Source organism: Okeanomitos corallinicola TIOX110 (genome assembly GCF_038050375.1).
GTDB lineage: Bacteria > Cyanobacteriota > Cyanobacteriia > Cyanobacteriales > Nostocaceae > Okeanomitos > Okeanomitos corallinicola.
On sequence record NZ_CP150886.1, the window covers coordinates 402,017 to 419,682 of the forward strand.

The following is a 17,666-nucleotide window of genomic DNA, read 5'->3' on the forward strand; positions in this document are numbered from 1 at the left end:
TCTGCTCCTTTTATTTCTGATCAATGGTTTTAGATTTGCGATAGTATCTAAAATCTTACACTTCAACACACAATCTAAAAATTAACAGAACCTGGAAAACTAAAGATGGCAACTTTACAGCAGCAGAAGATTAGAATTCGCTTACAAGCTTTCGACCGACGTTTATTGGATACATCTTGCGAGAAGATTGTAGATACAGCTAACCGCACTAACGCTACAGCTATAGGTCCGATTCCTTTACCCACAAAACGAAAGATATATTGTGTCCTGCGCTCACCTCACGTAGATAAAGATTCCCGCGAACATTTTGAAACCCGTACTCATCGTCGGATTATTGATATTTACCAGCCTTCTTCTAAGACTATTGATGCGCTGATGAAGTTAGATTTACCATCTGGTGTAGATATCGAAGTGAAATTGTAATTAGTCTGTGATTAATGATCATCTGTCAGTTGTAGAAAAACTGACTCAAAATTGATGATTGCAAGTTTACTTACATATAGTGTTAATCTTAACTAAGCTCTGAGCAGATTTCTCTCAGGGCTTTTTATTTATAGCAATGGACAAGGCGGTTAGGACATTAAGCAGAACTAAAACTTAGACACTGAAAGACTTCTGTCTATGTCACCGTGGCGTAGCACCTGTTCCCTGTCACCTGCTATACCTAGTAAAATTAATGTTAAAATAACAAAGTATGGGAAAAGTAGGGAAAAATATATTTTAAGAATAAATAAGAATAAAATTTATATCCAAATAACAATGACATCTTCTTCTAAAATTGCCGTCCGTGAATTACCTCTGTTTCCATTGCCTGAAGTGGTTCTTTTTCCTACTCGACCATTACCTTTACATATCTTTGAATTTCGTTACCGAATCATGATGAATACGATTTTGGAGAGCGATCGCAGGTTTGGCGTTTTAATGGTCGATCCAATCCAAGGTACAATTGCTAACGTTGGTTGCTGTGCAGAAATTATTCATTGTCAGCGTCTACCTGATGACCGAATGGAAATGTTAACTCTGGGACAGCAAAGGTTTAGGGTTTTAGAGTACGTTCGTGAAAAACCCTATCGTGTGGGTTTAGTAGAATGGATTGAAGACCAACCAACATCTGATGATTTACACTCTTTATCAACAGAAGTAGAACAATTACTACGTGATGTTGTTCGTCTTTCAGCTAAGTTAACTGAAAAAGATATTGAACTACCAGAAGATTTACCTGATTTACCTACTGAGTTGTCTTACTGGGTAGCGAGCAATCTTTACGGTGTCGCTCCTGAACAGCAAGCGTTGTTAGAACTACAAGATACATCGGCTCGTTTGCAAAGAGAAGCAGAAATTTTAACTTCTACTCGTAATCATCTGGCTGCACGCTCTGTTTTAAAAGACACTTTTAATAATATGGGTTAGTTATTAACTTTCAAAACTTCAATCCGTTTTTGTTTTGGTTACTTGTTGGTAATTGACCAAAAGAATGGGATACAAGCCCCGTCCTTCTAGGACGGCTTTATGGTAAAATTTAGGTATAGTCGCCATAGGGCATTGGGAGACTCTAAACGGACATGGAGGGACGGTAAGACCACTTGTGGCGCATTCCAGCGAAGTGTCAAGGAATCCTCGCTCCTTTAGGACGAGGAGGTATGTCAAAGTTATTTACTAACAGTCAATACGCTATAACTACCAAAAATCTTTAAAACCTCTGTGCAACTGGTTAACTCTGCTAAGGCTGATGCCATTAAAGTTGAGTTAACTGGTGCTTCTATATCTAGAAAAAATAAGTATTCTCCCAGAGAACGCTTGGTAGGCCGGGATTCAATGCGACTGAGATTTATTCCCAAGTGGGCAAATACTTCTAAAGCTTTAACGAGTGCGCCAGGAATATTTGCAGGGGTGCTAAAAGCTAACGATGTGTGAGTGGGCGTGAATAACTCCTGTTCCTGACTTGCTTGAGCCACTACCCAAAAACGTGTACAGTTTTCAGGATAGTCGTTAATCTCGCTGGCAAGAATGGGTAAATTGTAAAGTTGGGCTGCCCTATGGGAAGATATTGCTGCTGTTGTAGGTATTTGGGGAATTCGTTCTAGTGCTTCAGTGGTAGAACTGCTAGGAATTAAATTTGCATTGGGGAGAAATTTTGCCAACCACTGTTGACATTGTGCTAATGCTTGGGGATGAGAAAATACCGTTTCAATTTTATCCCAGCTATCGGCACAGGAAATTAAAACGTGATTGATGGGTAAAACTAAAGCCTGTTGAATTCTTAAACTGTCAAGTTGCCAAAGACTATCCATTGTCATACTAACGCTACCTTCAATGGAATTTTCAACGGGTACGACAGCTATTTGAGTTTGTTCTGTGGTAACAGCTTGTAATGATTTGACAATGGTAGGGTAAGCAGATAAGGTTGCGTCTGTCCCTTGATTAGTTTTGAGCCAGTTGAGATAGAAAGAGGCTGCTTGTTCGGAGTAAGTCCCTGCTGGTCCTAAATGGGCAATCGCTAAACTCATAATAGTTTACAAATTTTTTACAAATTGGAGATTGAATATAAAAAATTTTGGGTTTGCACTGAGTGCTAAAGTTACATAAGTTACAAAATCAAAACTCTATTTGCTCTCAGAAATCAAGTATTTTAGAGGCTTGAGTCCTTAATCCTCAAACAAGAATTCTTGACTACATATATCACTAATTTACTGACTATTCTGAGTGATTATGAATAAATCTGTTGATTTTGTGGAAATTATCTTACTTTGTTAAAAAATATTAAAATTAAAACATAATTATCTCATCTACTTATGCCTACCAAGTTTACCGCCTCTCAATCAGTCGAAATTGCTGTACCCAAGCAACCTATACCTATTCAACACTACTTGCGTCAGCCCCAACGTCTGGTGAGAACTTTGGCTGACAATAGTAGAATTCAACAACTATCAGAGGATGTATTTCGCTTAAAAATGCGACCTCTGAATTTTATGTCTTTGAAAATTCAACCTACTGTAGATATGAGAGTTTGGGCAGATACCCAAGGAACTATTTACTTACGCTCTGTAGGTTGTGAAATCCGAGGTTTTGAGTATATTAACCAGCGGTTTTCTCTGAATTTAAAAGGGTATCTATCACCCTACCATAATAATAATGAAACTTGGCTACATGGAAAGGCTGACTTAGAAGTGTTGGTAGATATTCCTCAACCATTTTCCCTGACCCCAAAAGCAATTTTGGAAGCTACAGGTAATGGCTTACTCAAAAGTGTTCTATTAACAATCAAGCAAAGATTATTACATCATCTACTATCAGATTATCGCTATTGGGTAATATCTCAAACACAAAATATTGATGTGAAAAGTGATAATACTGAAATCACACTTCTTAACTTTGAATGATTATTAAGCTCATACCCCGGCTGAAGCAAGGGGGATTTCGCGGGCATGGGCCATGGCGCATAGCGCATTGGGAAGAAATCCAATGCCCAATGCCCTTTGCCCAAGACGGCGGACGGCGATTCCTCCCACCCCTGTCAATACTGCTCGGTTAAGGAAAACGAGGGGGTAAGATCAGGAGAAAAGAGTTCGCGTTTTATTTACGAGAACTAACAAATTTACTTTTTCTCTTTGAGGCTATCGTATAATTCCACCCAATTTTGCCTAAGAGAATCAATACAAGACTGCAAGTGGTCAATTTGGGTTCGTCTGGCAACTGAGAGGACAGCATGAATATGATTGGGGCTGCCAGCCTTGCCTAAATGCTTATATTTGCTGAGTTTATCAGGTTGTTGAGTAGGGAAGATAGGTTTATTAGCCTGCAACTTGTAATACCAATAAGTACCCTGTTTACCCCGTGCTTGGTAACGCAAAACACAACATCCAGGAGGTGCTACCTCCCCAGAAGCCTGAATTTGTTGAATAGATAGTTGTAAAGTCGCAATAGCTTGTTGTATTAATTCGGCTCTAGAAATAATATCTGAGTCTTTTGCAGGCATTGACTTACGGGGGGAATGAGAAAAAATTACTTGTTCGCGGATTAAGTACGAGAACATTAACCCATTTATTCTATACTATTTTACAACTAAAATGAAACTGAACAGGGGTGCAAATGTCACTAATCAACTTTGAAGTCATTACAGCATCAGTGGCCAAAGCACAATTGCTGGTGGCGTTAGAACAAGTCATTCCCGCTCAAACTATACACAGAGCAATCATTAATACTTCGTCTCAAGAGCGAAGAGAACGAATACTACCCACTCACGTAGTTGTAGCTTTAGTCATTGCCATGAGTTTTTGGTCAACTGACTCCATAGTTGATGTCTTCAAAAATTTGATTCAAGGTTTGAGTAGTTTACAAATACCCCATCGTCTACGTTTTACTGCACCAACTTCTTCATCTATCAGCGAAGCACGTCAAAGAATCGGTCCTGCTGTGATGACTCGTTTGTTTGAAATGGTAGCAAAACCCCTAGCTACAATACAAACACCAGGTGCTTTTTTGGGAAACTTAAGATTGATGGCTATAGACGGAACAGTTTTTGATGTTCCTGATACTCCAGCCAATGCTAAAGTATTTGGTTATCCTGGTTCAAGACCGGGTACATATCCAGCTTTTCCCAAAGCTAGATTGGTTTTCTTAGTAGAAGCAGGAACTCATGTAATTGTTGATGCTCTATTGAGTCCCTATCGAATTGGCGAAAGAAAAAGAGCGATTCAAATTCTTCGCAGTGTTGGGGAAGGAATGTTGTTAATGTGGGATAGGGGATTGCATTCTTTTAAAATGGTTCATGCCGCAATCAAACAAAAGTGTCATATCCTTGGTCGTGTACCAGCGAATGTGAAATTTGAGGTAGTTAAGACTTTGGCTGATGGTTCTTATTTGTCTTGGATTGCACCTGATGGTAAATCTAAAAAGAAAGGTGCAACCAGAATTCCTATTCGTGTCATTGAATATGTGATTGAAGATAATGGTTCTGAGAAAGTATACCGTTTGATTACTGATTTAATGGATATTTCGGCTTACCCAGCACTGGTTTTGGCTCAAGAATATCATACTAGATGGGAAGCTGAAAATACTTTGGATGAATTAAAGGTGCATCTATTGGGGCGCAAAACTCTGGTTCGTTCTAAGAATCCTCGTGAAGTCATTCAAGAAATTTATGGTTGGTTGTTGGGACATTTTTGTATTCGTTGTTTGATGTTCCAAAGTGCTGCCGAAGCTGGTATTTCTCCATTACGTTTGAGTTTTACTGGTAGTTTACGATTAATTCGACGTGCTGTTCCTCAATTCCAACAAGCTGCTGCTGAAGATTTACATCTATTTTATAGTTGGTTAGTTGCAGAAATTTTAGATTTAGAAATCCCTCCTCCTCAATTTAGAAGTAATCCTAGAGTTTTGAAAAAGACGCGCTCCAAATTCCTCAGTAAAAAACGATGTCATCGTGGTAGTACCACTATCAATCAACCTTCTTTTATGATTAAAAAAATTGCTAGTTAGTCTGATTATATTTTCGCTTTCTTACCTTTATATTTGAGCAATTGAATATTATTTTATTCATAGGGACACTGTTCTGTGTTCACGGTGTGGCTTTTCTGTTTTCTCTCGGCTCTTAGTTCTCGTAAATAAAACGCGAACATATTTCCCTTGATCTTACCCCCTCTTTTTCCTTAACCGAGCAGTATTGCCACCCCTGTAAGGAATGTGCTTCCTCGCCGTCTTCTGTGATTGGGGAAATTTGTCTTCTCCTCTTTCCTATTGTCTAATTCCAGGTATTTGACAAGGACGAAAAGAAAGACGATGTAAGGGTGATGGACCGTATTTTTGTAAAGCCAGTAGATGTCTTTGGCTGCCATAACCCTTATTGCGCTCTAATTCATACATAGGATATTTAGCACCTAAGCGTAATATGAGGTCATCTCGCCAAACTTTAGCCATGATACTGGCCGCCGCAATGTTAAGCGATCGCTGATCTCCTTTAATCAGAGTTTCTTGTGGTATATTTAAACCTCTGATGAACTGATTGCCATCAACTAAGCAGAGTTCAGGCACAACTTTTAACTTGATTACAGCCCGTTTCATGGCTAACAGTGTCGCTTGTAAAATATTCAGACCATCAATTTCCGCAGTGGAAGCATAACCAATTTTCCAATCTACAGCTAATGTAGCAATTTGCTTTGATAACTTATTTCTCCGAGAACTAGATAACTTTTTACTATCTGTGATTTTCTCGGCGATTAGTTGTGGTAAAGCCTCTGTTGGCAAAATCACCGCCGCTGCGACTACTGGGCCAAATAAAGCACCACGCCCTACTTCATCTATACCAGAAACCCACCCACGAACATCAGAGTAGGTGGAAAATTCCCACCAACTAGACACTGCTGAGGGTGGGGTTACACAAACAGGCGTAGATGTTAGCTCTGTTTCTGCCATAAATAGAAGTGATTAACCATCCTCTGAATCTGGATTTGAAGCCGAAGAACGGCGACGACGACGACGATTAGGAGTAGTAGAGGTTTGATTTGTTTCTTCTTCGTTTGTAAAAGATTCAAATCCAACGTTTGGAGAATCTTCTGAAGATGGTTCTTCTGTCTCAGCTTTTGGTGTGGTAATTTTTACTTTGTTAACTTCAGGCTTTGGTGTTTCTGAAACTGGTGGTTCTGAAGTTAATTCAGTTATACTATTGCTTGGTTCTTCTCCTGGTTGAACCACGTTAAAAATCACAGATTTGGGATTTTTAACTTCTGATTCTAATTTGACTCCTGGAGAGATTCCCATCAAAGCAAACATATCTTGCTCTTGGGAAGACATTTCTATAGAAACAATCTGTGGTGGTTCTACCACTGGTTTGACAGGATCTATTTTCAGCTTGGCACGTTCTGGTTTCTCACTCCAACCGGATTTGATCAAACTGGGTGTACGTGTAGTGTCTCGGTCTGACACATCAGGGAGGAGAGATGAATTTTCTGATGAAGAATTGATTTCACCATCACCATCCAAGTCTAAATCTGAATCGTGAGGAAAACCACTTAATCGGATTTCATCTTTGCCATTAGTCCCATTGATACCGATCCGACTCCTGCGGGTACGGCTACGACGTTTGTTATCTCCTAGTTCTTGATAACTAGGATGGTTAACAAGGTTAACAGGACTCAATTCTGTATCATCAAATCCTTCTCCAAAACCATCATAGGCTTCCCGTGGTTCGGAAATGCGTGCAGTGGGCATTCTCTGTTCTCTTTGCGGCATGGGTGTAAACCGCTCTGGAATGTCTGCTGCGGGAATAGGCATCCGGTGTTCTATTTCCCCTGGTAAGCGTACGGTGTGTCCTAAACCACCACAGGTTGGACAAGGTTCACCAAATAATTCATAAATGTTTTGACCTTGGCGTTTGCGGGTCAGTTCTACTAAACCTAGTTCAGTTAATTGGGCAATTTGTGGACGGGCTTTGTCTGCTTTTAGGGCTTTGTTAAAATGTTCTAAAACTTGTAGTTGGTCACGTCTTGATTCCATATCAATGAAATCAACTACAATCACACCGGCAATGTTTCGCAGACGCAGTTGACGGGCAATTTCTGTAGCTGCTTCACAATTTGTCCACAAGACAGTTTCTCTAGCTGTTGCAGAACGAGTAAAAGAACCGGAGTTAACGTCAATTACTGTTAAAGCTTCTGTGGGTTCGATAATGATGTAACCACCGGAAGGTAAGTCTACTCTGGGTCGGAGGGCTTCACGAATAGCTGCATTGATGCGGAAGTATTCTAAAATGGGTGAGCGATCGCGGTGATGGTCAATTAATACGCCCTGTGGTGTTTGACCTCCACTCCAGTTTTGTAAATACTGTTTAACTCTTCTTAAACCAGTGCTGGAATCAGCAACTATGCGATTCACATCTGCACCGTACATATCCCGCAATACCCGCTGGATAAAGTCATCATCCCGATTCAGTAAGGCAGGAGCGCGGGTAGATTGGGCTTCTTGCTGAATTACTTCCCATTGTCTTTGTAGCAATTCTAAGTCTTCAATGATTGCTTCTTCTGGTTTTCCTTCAGCTTCTGTCCGCACCAAGACACCCATACCGGCAGGTTTAATTAAAATTGCTAGGGCGCGGAGACGGTTGCGCTCACTTTCACTTTTAATCCGTCTAGACAGATTTACCCCTCTACCGTAGGGCATTAGCACTACATAACGTCCTGGCAAGGTAATATTACCTGTTAGCCTTGGGCCTTTTGTGCCAGTCGGCTCTTTCATTACTTGCACTAATACTTTTTGCTGTGGTGTCAGCAATTCAGTAATAGCTGCGGAACTACGCTTAATTTTTAACGGTCCTAAGTCAGTAACATGAATAAAACCGTTGCGTTCTGGATCGCCGATATTGACGAAAGCTGCATCTATACCAGGTAATACATTTTCTACAACACCTAAGTAGATATCACCAATTTGATGATGACCAGTGGCAACAACGAGTTCTTGGATTTGATCTTCGGAAAATACAGCAGCAATCTGATGTTGCTCTGCAATAATAATTTGTTTTGGCATTCAAGTTCCTCAAAAATTGGCAGCACCAATGGGGATTAGAAGGAGCTTATTTTATACCTCTAGCCCCTACTGGCAGCCCTACAAGGCGCTACTGGTAATAAAAATTCAAAATCTAAGATTGCTTCCCACAGTTGAAAGCTAGTAAAAACACTGTAATTGCGTTTACACGCCTGATTATTTCAGAACGGCTGCATAAGTTTTAAGTAATTAAATCAACCGTCTATGGTTGATCTCTGAGCCAATACTTTATACCGTCTGGGGTAAAGGCATTGGTGCAGGTGTTGAAAAAAGCATAGAGTTAGATTTCAGGCGTAAAGCTATTGTTGGTCACTGATTCACACTGTAGCTATAGAGAGTGTTTTTCAATCTGCCTCAGTTTGTCTGGGATACAATCCTAGAAACTACACTCTAGTTATGTTTGCTTGCACTCCCTGGTTTTCAGGGCAGTGAATCAGAATCATTCAACGCAGCGCCAGAAAATTTCTCTTCGCTTCATTCTAGCGCAACCTTGCTAAAAATCAATTCATAGCGAATATAGTTATTCCGAGTAACTACTAGCAAGTTGCCCTTGAGAAACTATCTCCCTAAAACTAGCTGATTGCGGTGGATATGCAAAAGGTGAAATTCTTGACAAGCCACTATTCCTAGTATAGACAATATTTGCTCAGGACGCAAGTTCACACCATCGTGACGACAGCTACCCACATAACGCAAGATAGCCTGGGATTCACTAGGGGATGTGTCTACTTGTACTAGCTCAATTTCAAACAGGCGATCGCGCAGATTTATTATCTGGTGTTTGCCTGATTTAGTCGTATGTTCTGAGAGAATTTCCTCTCTAGCGATAATTTCCTTGATCCATGCTTGCCATGTTGCTGATGTTACTTCACTTAGTGTAGAAACTGTCACTAAATACTCTGCGGCTACCATTGCTTGGTTAGCGGCGGGTGCTTTCAGATGTATCTCTTCTACTTTGTAGATGGGAATATCAGAGGGTAACTGACTCACCAACTGAGTGCGAAAAGTTTCCACATCCATTGGTTGAGTTAGTTCAAAATCTACTATTTCTCCACTACTTGTACTTCCCAAGGATAAAGCACTGGCTACCGCAATTCGGGGATGGGGATGAAATCCACCACTAAATGCTACTGGTAAATCTGCTCGTCGCATGACTCGATCCAACAAACGCATTAAATCGAGGTGACTTACCAAAGCCATATTACCTTGTTTACCAAACCATACCCTTAACCGCTGGGCTTTGGTGGTATTGGCAACAAAATCACCAGAAAATTCTGGAATTGTCGGTGGTTCAATCACAATATTGTGACCAAAATCAGGGCTACAGACACCGCAATGGGAACAACCTTCAAAAGAACAATCAGGAACAATTGCTGCTTCTAGAGCGCGGTTTAAGTCTTCTTGCAGCCATTTTTTATCAATCCCGCTATCAATGTGATCCCAAGGTAAGGGAACGTCAAAAGGTGACAGGTGAGCCAGCGCGGTCTTGGGGGTTTCCCCCATAAGCGACTGGTGAACCCCGAAGGGGTGACAGGTTACAGGTGACGGTGTTTTTTCTTCTTTGTGTTCTCCAGAGAAAATATTCCATTCTCCGTTTTCAACTTGACGGTATTTCCAGTCTAAACCAGCTTCAGCTATTGCCTTTTCCCAAGCATTAAAAGCTGTTTCTACACTGTCATACCAAGAGTCCATCCCTGCGCCTAATTCCCAAGCCCGACGGAGAACTTTACCTAGAGAGCGATCGCCCCGGCCTATAAAGTCTTCCATGGCAGAAAGGCGAATATCAGTGAAGTTCACTTTGATATTGCGGATGCGGCGAAATTCTTGCCGTAGCAATTCCTGTTTGCGTTGAAACTCAGAGGTAGAAACGGAGTGCCATTGAAAGGGTGTGTGGGGTTTGGGTGTAAAGTTGGAAATCGTTAAATTAAAATTCAGAGGTCTTCTACCTCTACCCCGACATTCTCGCTGTAACCATCTCACCGTTTCTGCTATCCCAATCACATCTGCATCTGTTTCTCCTGGTAAACCAATCATAAAATACAGCTTGATTTTATCCCAGCCTTGTTCCCAGGCAGTTTTTATCCCCCGCAATAATTCCTCATTAGTTAACCCTTTATTAACAATATCTCGCATTCGCTGAGTACCGGCTTCTGGGGCAAAGGTTAAGCTACCTTGACGTGTACCTCCTAAGATATTGGCAATATTCTCATCAAATCTATCTACTCGCTGAGACGGTAATGATAAGGTAATATTTTCATTTTTGAGGCGATTCTTTATTTCCATCCCTACTGCGGGTAAGGATAAATAATCAGAACAACTCAGAGATAACAGGGAAAATTCATTGTACCCTGTTGCTCTCATTCCTGTTTCTATGGCTTCTACTACTTTTTCTGGTTCTACATCCCTCGCTGGACGGGTTAACATTCCTGGCTGACAAAAGCGACAACCACGGGTACAACCACGGCGAATTTCTATGGTTAGGCGATCATGAACTGTTTCGACGTAGGGAACTAAACCAATAGAATAGGCGGGAATAGGTGTTGCTACCCTTCTAATAATTTTTTCTGGTACATCTGGATGCAGGGGTTTAACTGCCCCATTTTCCCCCATCTCATAAAACTGCGGCACATACACACCAGGAACTTGTGCTAGGTCTAATAAAAGTTCTTCTCTAGTTAAACCTGCTGTTTTCCCTTCTGCTAAAACTAAACCAATCTCTGGTAATAGTTCTTCCCCATCTCCTAAAACAATAAAATCAAAAAAATCTGTGTACGGTTCGGGGTTAGATGTAGCTGTTTGTCCACCTGCAAAAATCAGGGGATATTGGTGATTGGTGACTGGGGAACATTGATCTTTGTTGCCAATTGCTGAACTCCTCTCTTGCCAGGTTAGGGGAATACTGGCTAAATCTAACATTTCCAGGATGTTGGTTGCCCCTAATTCATAACTGAGGCTAAAACCTAAAATATCAAATTCTCTGAGGGAGCGTTTTGACTCGACGGCAAACAGGGGTGTTTGAGTTTCTCTAAGTTTTGCTCCTAAATCTGTGCCTGGGAGATAGGCGCGATCGCAAAGTTGACTAGGTTGGGCATTTAAAATGTTATAGAGAATGATATGTCCTAGATTTGATGCCCCTACTTCATACACTTCTGGGTAGGTTAGCACCCAACGGACTGTAGCTGTATCCCAAGGCTTATGTACTGCTAAACGCTCATTTCCCAGGTAACGAGCAGGTTTTAAAATATCCGATGTTATTAATTTTTCTACTAAAACAGCCACTTTGCTATCTTTTAGCTAACTTAATTTACAACTTATTCCCTTGTATTGTAACTCAGAATTGTTTGATTCAAAATTAAAATCAAATTACATGATATCTGATATCAAAAAATTAACCACAGATCAACCCAGCTTATCTATTGATTAGATTAACCTGTTAAAAAATGTCACAAAAAGTAAATTAACCTAAGCAGTCAATACAAACCTTTTTTCCTGGATTAACTAAACTGGAGCTTTCTTTATTGAATCTTTATTGCATTAATAACGTTGTTTAAAGATTACCATGATCACACTATAAAGTGTGTTTATAAATACATTTTTTTTCTTCAAGTTACAAAACAATCTACATAGACAGCCAAAAAACTAATTAATTTTGTACCGTAGTCAGAAATTTTGATTTAGCCTTGTCTGATAATGGTTTAAGTCATAATTTACTCCTTGATTAACCGCGTCATCACTTAATTGATGGTCAAAAGTCTAGCAGTAATACAACTATGTATCTCAAAACTTATTGTGATCTAAATCACTTAAATTAAGTTACTTGGCTCACTCTTTATACTGTAGTACATCTTCGATAATAGTTAGTAATTAAAGTTGGTTTATTCTCTATGAACACACCATACGCAATTCGTCAACTGGTAGAAAAAGCTTTACACATCAAAAAGTTAACACCAGAGATAGAAAATGAGATCAACTCAGAACTAACTCAGTTAGGTTACATATCAGACGTTGACTATGAAGCTTTAGAACTGTTAATGGCTGAAATGGATGCGGGTAGAGTTCAATTAGTTCCCCGCTGGGGCTAGATTGTAATTAACCCTCAATTATTCTCAATAACTAAATTCTGCATTCAAGAATTTTCCAATTTTTTGCCGTCTTGGTAAGCTTGCCAGGCTTGGTAAATAAACTGTTGGAGTTTGTGTTGGGCAACATTATCAATATTAACTTTAGATTCTTTAGGCACAAGTTGGCTCAAGAGACTAATTACTTCTGTGTCGAGTGCAGGCCGAAATAAACCAATAGGCCACAGCAAGTCAGAAGCATCTCGCAAATCAGTAATTAAAGGTTGTTCTTGGATAAATTCAGCTAGTAGTAAAGGACGAACCCAACCAATATCACGGGAAGTTATGACTTGAATAACTTCACAATAGAGATTTCTGTTGCCACAATCCAATGATAAAATTTGTCCCAGTTGAAAGTTGGGGTGGATACTCATATAAACAGAGGAGAATAAATGATTTTGCGGTGGTTGGTTGTTTTTATTTGAGGAGCAACTTCATAAATCACACTCATCAGTTTAATATTATAATCTGAATAGATATTTTCTATTTTTACTTTTTCTAGGAAAATCAGTTTTTGCCTAGAATATAAAAGCAATCGTGTTATAGAATTAGGTAAACAACTGTTAAGCTGATGTTCAACAGAAGCTATATTGTAGTGAATAAAAGATCAAAGAGCCAAGAGCCGTGTCAGTAGAAACTATTCAAAAGCCTTCCACAACCCGTAAACTTGCGCCTCGGTATCGCGTGTTACTCCATAATGACGATTTTAACTCTATGGAGTATGTCGTTCAAGTCCTGATGACCACCGTACCCAGTATTACCCAGCCCCAAGCTGTTAGTATTATGATGGAAGCTCATCAGAACGGATTAGCTTTAGTAATTACCTGTGCTTTAGAACACGCTGAATTTTATTGTGAAACTTTAAAAAGTCATGGTTTAAGTAGCACCATTGAACCGGATGAATAGTTATTAGTCATTAGTTATTGGTCATTAGTCATTAGTAGTATATTGTTGACTGATAATAGATAACTAAATAAATTATGAAAATTAATTTAGCTAAACTTTCTCAAAGTCCCGCCCCTTTTAGGGTGGGTTGTTTTATTTTATGTTTATTAGTATTATGGCTGCCTTTTGCCACACCGATATATTTGTTGGTAGATGATTCTAATTTAGAAAGTATATTGACAATGGTGCTGCTTTATGCAGAGTTTATTATTCTACTCAAATTGTGGGGTAAGCAAGTTTATCAGCAACCCAAAATATTAACTAATTACGGTTTAGAATTTTCTAGTCTTAACGGTATTAATTTTATTCAAGGTTTGGCTATTGGCTTAATTAGTATTTTAATTGTGTTTGGTTTACAGGGTTTATTCGGTTGGTTAATATGGCAACAACCCCAAGCCTTTTTACTAAAGATAATTTTAGAAGGTTTGTTAGTTGGTTTTGGTATTGGGTTTGCAGAAGAATTATTATTTCGTGGTTGGTTATTGGATGAGTTAGAGAGAGACTATAACTTAAATTTAGCAGCTTGGATAAATGCTATTTTATTTGCTGTTGCCCATTTTATTAAACCACTAGAGGCAATTATTCATACTTTACCTCAATTTCCAGCTTTGGTATTATTAGGGTTAACGCAAGTATGGGGGAAACGGAGTAAAAAAGGACGTTTAGGTTTACCTATGGGTTTACATAGTGGTTTAGTCTGGGGTTATTACATTGTTAATGTGGGAGAATTGATAAAGTATCCGGGTGTAGTTCCTGACTGGATAACAGGTGTGAATAATAATCCTTTACAGGGGATAATGGGGATATTATTTATGGGTGGAATGGCTTGGTGGATGAAAAATAAGTCGTAATTTGTAATTTACTGATGATTAAATATCTGCTAATTTTACTATTTTTAATTTTGTCTTTTTCATTCACATCACCAGCTTCGGCTATGGTGTGTAGAAAATATCAAGATCAAGAAATTTGTATTTTGAGTATCAAACGTAGTGCTAAAAAGTATTGGGAATACAGAGCATCTGTAAGTATTAATGGTGTTAAAACTCCTGTAGAAATTTATAATTGTCGTGGTAAGTTTAAAATTAATAAAGATGGAACTGTAACTCAATTTACAGAAAATAGTCCAGGGGAAATGATTTGTAGTTTTTTTCAAAAGTGATAACAATGATCATGGCGGGCAAGATGCCCACCCCACAAGAGTTTTAGGCTAATTTTTGTCGTATTCGTCAATAACTTTAGCTAAACTTGGTACAGCTTCTTCAATGTGTTGTTTAGCTGAATTACGTAGCTTATTATAAACACCTTTAACGGCTGTATTATTGCTTTTTTTAATGCGAATATCGGTAATACTCAGTAATAAATCTGCTGTGCGAGAACTATTGTTAGTAATATGTTTGACAGGATCACCTGTTTGTAAACCCTCATCCCATAAAGGATCAAGTACAGCAAAAGACTCTGGTAAAAGACGCTCAATAGCACCAGCACAGTATCGGGGGCTAATTCCTTTAATAGCAGCATAACCAGCTTTAATAGCTAAACCAGAAATTCCGCTTTTAGCTGCAACTTGTTCATCCAATAAAGTTGTGCAGTTGTCAACGAGTTTTTTTCTTTTTTGATTATCTGCTAAACCGTCAATTAATGCCATTTTAATTTTCCTTATTACCAATGCTTTGAGTTTATATTCCAATCAGTTTATCTAATAAATAGGAAACTATAAACTGATTTATTATTTACTTTTTGTAGTGAAAACCTGCCACATAACAAACCCAGCAAATGCTAAATATGCAAATACTGTCAGCCATTCTTGGGCGCGGCTAAAAGTATCATTCATGATATGTTTATAAAGATTTTTATTGGTTGTTTGTGAGTTAGTTAGAGTCGAGGTTTACCTAAAAATGTCTTCCTATCTCACGCCAATTTTTCAGGAAGATTTATTGAGGCAATTTTTCCAGGATTGTACCTACTATACAAGCTCTTTCTAAATTTACTCCAGTCAAATTGGCAGATTCTAATTCACTACAAAGTAAATTAGCTCCGGTTAAATTTGCACCTGCTAAGTTTGCTCCGCGCAAGTCCGCTTCTTCTAAATTAGCTTCACTCAATAAAGCCCCTTGTAAATCAGCCCGACTCAAGTCTGCACCTTTCAGATTTGCTCCTGAGAGGTTAGCACCTCGTAAATCAGCAGCGCGAAAGTCAACACTTTGGAGATTGACACTCATTAAATTTGCACCACTTAAAAAAGCACCTGCTAAGGAAGCATCTTTGAGGTTAGCACTCATTAGGTTTGCACCCCGGAGGTTACTACCCCTCAGATCAGCGTTTGTCAAGTCTGCTTGCATGAGGTTTGCACCCATTAAGTTAGCTCGCAGATCAGTTTCTTGCAGGTTTGCACCCATTAAGTTTGCACCTTCAAAATGGGCGCCTTCAAGTTTAGAACCACAGAAATTAGCGCCCACTAAGGTAGCACCTGCTAGGTGGATGTGGTTTAAATCGAGTTGGGATAAATCCTCATCTTCTAAGTCTGTACCTGAAAGTTGCTTAATTTTCCCTAGTCGAATGGCTTCTATATTCATGGATGATTAATTTTGCGTGATGATATTTGTATTTGTAGTTAACTGACGACGTTTAAATTTTGACTGCCCTGGCGACTGTCCCAACGGTTATCAAGTAACCAGATACTACTACTAACTTTGGGTGTCATTAAAGGTAAATCTAGACCTTGTTGTAAACCCATGACTAGCAGTGTGAGAGTATCTACAAGTTTAGGATCAAAACGGATGGATTGTTGCTGTCTACATTCTTCTAAGGCTTGGGTAAAGATTTCTTCCCGGCTTTTACCAGATGAACTTTGCTGGTTGACTCGCCATTGAAAGTCTGCAATTAAGGCTAAGATTCTTGATTCTAGAGGGATTTCATCACCACTTAAACCTGCGGGTTCACCTGTACCATTCCACCATTCGGTTTGGTGGGTGATAATTTGGGCAACTGCTCGTAATCTTGGCATTGTTCTCAGTGCTTGCGCTCCTGGAACTAGGGGACAGGTTAAAGGACAACTGGGGGCATCTTCTTGGTAGTGGGTAGATTGGGGTGAGAGTACACTGTCTGCTTTTTGCAGTGGATCTATGCGATGTAGTAGTGCTGCAAGACGCAATCTTTTAATTTGCCATGCGGGTAGATCTAACATTTGTCCGATGGTTTCAGATAGTGCGACAACTTCGGTGGCAGCCCTGGGATTGTTAATATCTGCTAAATCCATGATCTGCGCCATTCTCAGGAAGGCTTGGACTTCGTTGGAAGCCAAGTTGCGATCTAGGGTTTGTTGTCCTTTGTTGGTGGTAAAATCTAGATTTTCTTGCCCTGTTTGCAGGTAGTTGACGACGCGAGTAACTACTTGAGTGAGGTCTATGGCAGATTTGCGGATGGGGGAAATTGCTTGGGTGTGGGTTTTGAGTTTTGCGGCTAGTTCTGGGTTGTAGGTCTGGATATGAGCGATCGCCAATTCTACGGTTTCTCTCACCAGTGCTGGTTCAAATGTCCAAAAACCATAAAATTTGCGCTCTACATCCGATCCAGGTAAACCACCAACGATATAGTCAGCTTCTGATAATTCTTGACAAATTACCATAGCTGTGTATTCAGAAGATAAAATAATTAAATGCCATTCTTGGGCAACTGGATCATCTGTTTGCAAACCGACTAAATTGACATTAGATAGTTGACTGGTAGAATGTTCAGAGAAACCGGAATCAGCAGCAGCCATGATCGCAATTTCACTACTTTTTTGGGCAATGTCTGCGTACCTATTTGCTTCTTGTAAATACCATTTACCTTGTTGAAAGGCTGTAATTACTAAAGGTTTATCATCTGTTTCTAAAATTTGATCTTCTAAGGCGTGACATAGAGCAACTAAAGTATTTTTATAATACACCCCAAAGTTAATCGGTCTGGTACTTTGGCGATGGGCTGTTTCTAGTTTTTGCAGTATTGAACCTTGTAACATAATGGGTAATGGGTAATGGGGCATGGGGCATGGGGCATGGGGCATGGGGCATGGGGCATGGTAAAATC

17 protein-coding genes are annotated in these 17,666 nt (G+C 39.5%); 8 read left to right on the top strand and 9 right to left on the bottom strand.

What is annotated here, in order from left to right; all coding sequences use genetic code 11:
- Positions 1 to 105 precede the first annotated feature (105 nt).
- Complete coding sequence (gene rpsJ / locus WJM97_RS01740) at positions 106 to 423, top strand: 30S ribosomal protein S10 (protein WP_010998474.1); 318 nt, start codon at positions 106 to 108, stop codon at positions 421 to 423.
- Between the two features lie 336 nt (positions 424 to 759).
- A complete protein-coding gene (locus WJM97_RS01745) occupies positions 760 to 1,410 on the top strand; it encodes an LON peptidase substrate-binding domain-containing protein (RefSeq protein ID WP_353931349.1) in 651 nt (216 codons plus the stop codon).
- Positions 1,411 to 1,649: 239 nt separating this feature from the next.
- On the opposite strand, the gene pheA is transcribed toward WJM97_RS01745, so the two are convergent.
- The gene (gene pheA / locus WJM97_RS01750) at positions 1,650 to 2,507 is read right to left on the bottom strand and encodes a prephenate dehydratase (protein WP_353931350.1); all 858 of its coding nucleotides are present in this window, start codon (positions 2,505 to 2,507) and stop codon (positions 1,650 to 1,652) included.
- Between the two features lie 285 nt (positions 2,508 to 2,792).
- Between pheA and WJM97_RS01755 the strand changes: the two genes are divergently transcribed.
- The gene (locus WJM97_RS01755; RefSeq protein WP_353931351.1) at positions 2,793 to 3,380 is read left to right on the top strand and encodes a DUF1997 domain-containing protein; all 588 of its coding nucleotides are present in this window, start codon (positions 2,793 to 2,795) and stop codon (positions 3,378 to 3,380) included.
- 215 nt (positions 3,381 to 3,595) lie between these two features.
- On the opposite strand, the gene WJM97_RS01760 is transcribed toward WJM97_RS01755, so the two are convergent.
- Positions 3,596 to 3,976, bottom strand: a complete 381-nt coding sequence (locus WJM97_RS01760; protein ID WP_353931352.1) for a hypothetical protein — start codon at positions 3,974 to 3,976, stop codon at positions 3,596 to 3,598.
- 113 nt (positions 3,977 to 4,089) lie between these two features.
- Between WJM97_RS01760 and WJM97_RS01765 the strand changes: the two genes are divergently transcribed.
- Positions 4,090 to 5,478, top strand: coding sequence for an IS4 family transposase (locus WJM97_RS01765; RefSeq protein ID WP_353931353.1), 1,389 nt, complete (start codon positions 4,090 to 4,092; stop codon positions 5,476 to 5,478).
- A gap of 255 nt (positions 5,479 to 5,733) precedes the next feature.
- Here the strand turns inward: WJM97_RS01765 and WJM97_RS01770 are convergent, their stop codons facing one another.
- From WJM97_RS01770 to WJM97_RS01780, 3 genes are all read right to left on the bottom strand, one after another.
- A complete protein-coding gene (locus WJM97_RS01770) occupies positions 5,734 to 6,411 on the bottom strand; it encodes a ribonuclease HII (RefSeq protein WP_353931354.1) in 678 nt (225 codons plus the stop codon).
- A 12-nt stretch (positions 6,412 to 6,423) separates the two neighbouring features.
- Positions 6,424 to 8,517, bottom strand: a complete 2,094-nt coding sequence (locus WJM97_RS01775) for an Rne/Rng family ribonuclease (protein ID WP_353931355.1) — start codon at positions 8,515 to 8,517, stop codon at positions 6,424 to 6,426.
- A gap of 576 nt (positions 8,518 to 9,093) precedes the next feature.
- Positions 9,094 to 11,814 carry a TIGR03960 family B12-binding radical SAM protein gene (locus WJM97_RS01780; protein WP_353931356.1) on the bottom strand — a complete coding sequence of 907 codons (2,721 nt, stop codon included), beginning with the start codon at positions 11,812 to 11,814 and terminating at the stop codon, positions 9,094 to 9,096.
- A 605-nt stretch (positions 11,815 to 12,419) separates the two neighbouring features.
- Here WJM97_RS01780 and WJM97_RS01785 point away from each other — a divergent pair.
- Positions 12,420 to 12,617 carry a hypothetical protein gene (locus WJM97_RS01785; RefSeq protein WP_353931357.1) on the top strand — a complete coding sequence of 66 codons (198 nt, stop codon included), beginning with the start codon at positions 12,420 to 12,422 and terminating at the stop codon, positions 12,615 to 12,617.
- Positions 12,618 to 12,661: 44 nt separating this feature from the next.
- Here WJM97_RS01785 and WJM97_RS01790 read toward each other — a convergent pair whose 3' ends face one another.
- Positions 12,662 to 13,027 carry a hypothetical protein gene (locus tag WJM97_RS01790; RefSeq protein ID WP_353931358.1) on the bottom strand — a complete coding sequence of 122 codons (366 nt, stop codon included), beginning with the start codon at positions 13,025 to 13,027 and terminating at the stop codon, positions 12,662 to 12,664.
- Positions 13,028 to 13,277: 250 nt separating this feature from the next.
- Here WJM97_RS01790 and clpS point away from each other — a divergent pair, with 250 nt between their 5' ends.
- The 3 genes from clpS (at position 13,278) to WJM97_RS01805 (ending at position 14,757) form a co-directional block, all read left to right on the top strand.
- Positions 13,278 to 13,559 (top strand): ATP-dependent Clp protease adapter ClpS, encoded by a 282-nt coding sequence (clpS, locus tag WJM97_RS01795; RefSeq protein WP_353931359.1) that lies wholly within the window; start codon positions 13,278 to 13,280, stop codon positions 13,557 to 13,559.
- Positions 13,560 to 13,633: 74 nt separating this feature from the next.
- The gene (locus WJM97_RS01800; protein WP_353931360.1) at positions 13,634 to 14,449 is read left to right on the top strand and encodes a type II CAAX endopeptidase family protein; all 816 of its coding nucleotides are present in this window, start codon (positions 13,634 to 13,636) and stop codon (positions 14,447 to 14,449) included.
- Positions 14,450 to 14,499: 50 nt separating this feature from the next.
- Positions 14,500 to 14,757, top strand: a complete 258-nt coding sequence (locus WJM97_RS01805) for a hypothetical protein (protein WP_353931361.1) — start codon at positions 14,500 to 14,502, stop codon at positions 14,755 to 14,757.
- 48 nt (positions 14,758 to 14,805) lie between these two features.
- Here WJM97_RS01805 and WJM97_RS01810 read toward each other — a convergent pair whose 3' ends face one another.
- From WJM97_RS01810 to WJM97_RS01820, 3 genes are all read right to left on the bottom strand, one after another.
- Entirely contained in the window at positions 14,806 to 15,243 is a 438-nt protein-coding gene (locus WJM97_RS01810; protein ID WP_353931362.1) for a hypothetical protein, read from the bottom strand.
- 286 nt (positions 15,244 to 15,529) lie between these two features.
- Positions 15,530 to 16,171, bottom strand: a complete 642-nt coding sequence (locus WJM97_RS01815) for a pentapeptide repeat-containing protein (protein ID WP_353931363.1) — start codon at positions 16,169 to 16,171, stop codon at positions 15,530 to 15,532.
- A gap of 38 nt (positions 16,172 to 16,209) precedes the next feature.
- A complete protein-coding gene (locus tag WJM97_RS01820; protein WP_353933085.1) occupies positions 16,210 to 17,598 on the bottom strand; it encodes a DICT sensory domain-containing protein in 1,389 nt (462 codons plus the stop codon).
- Positions 17,599 to 17,666: the final 68 nt, after the last annotated feature.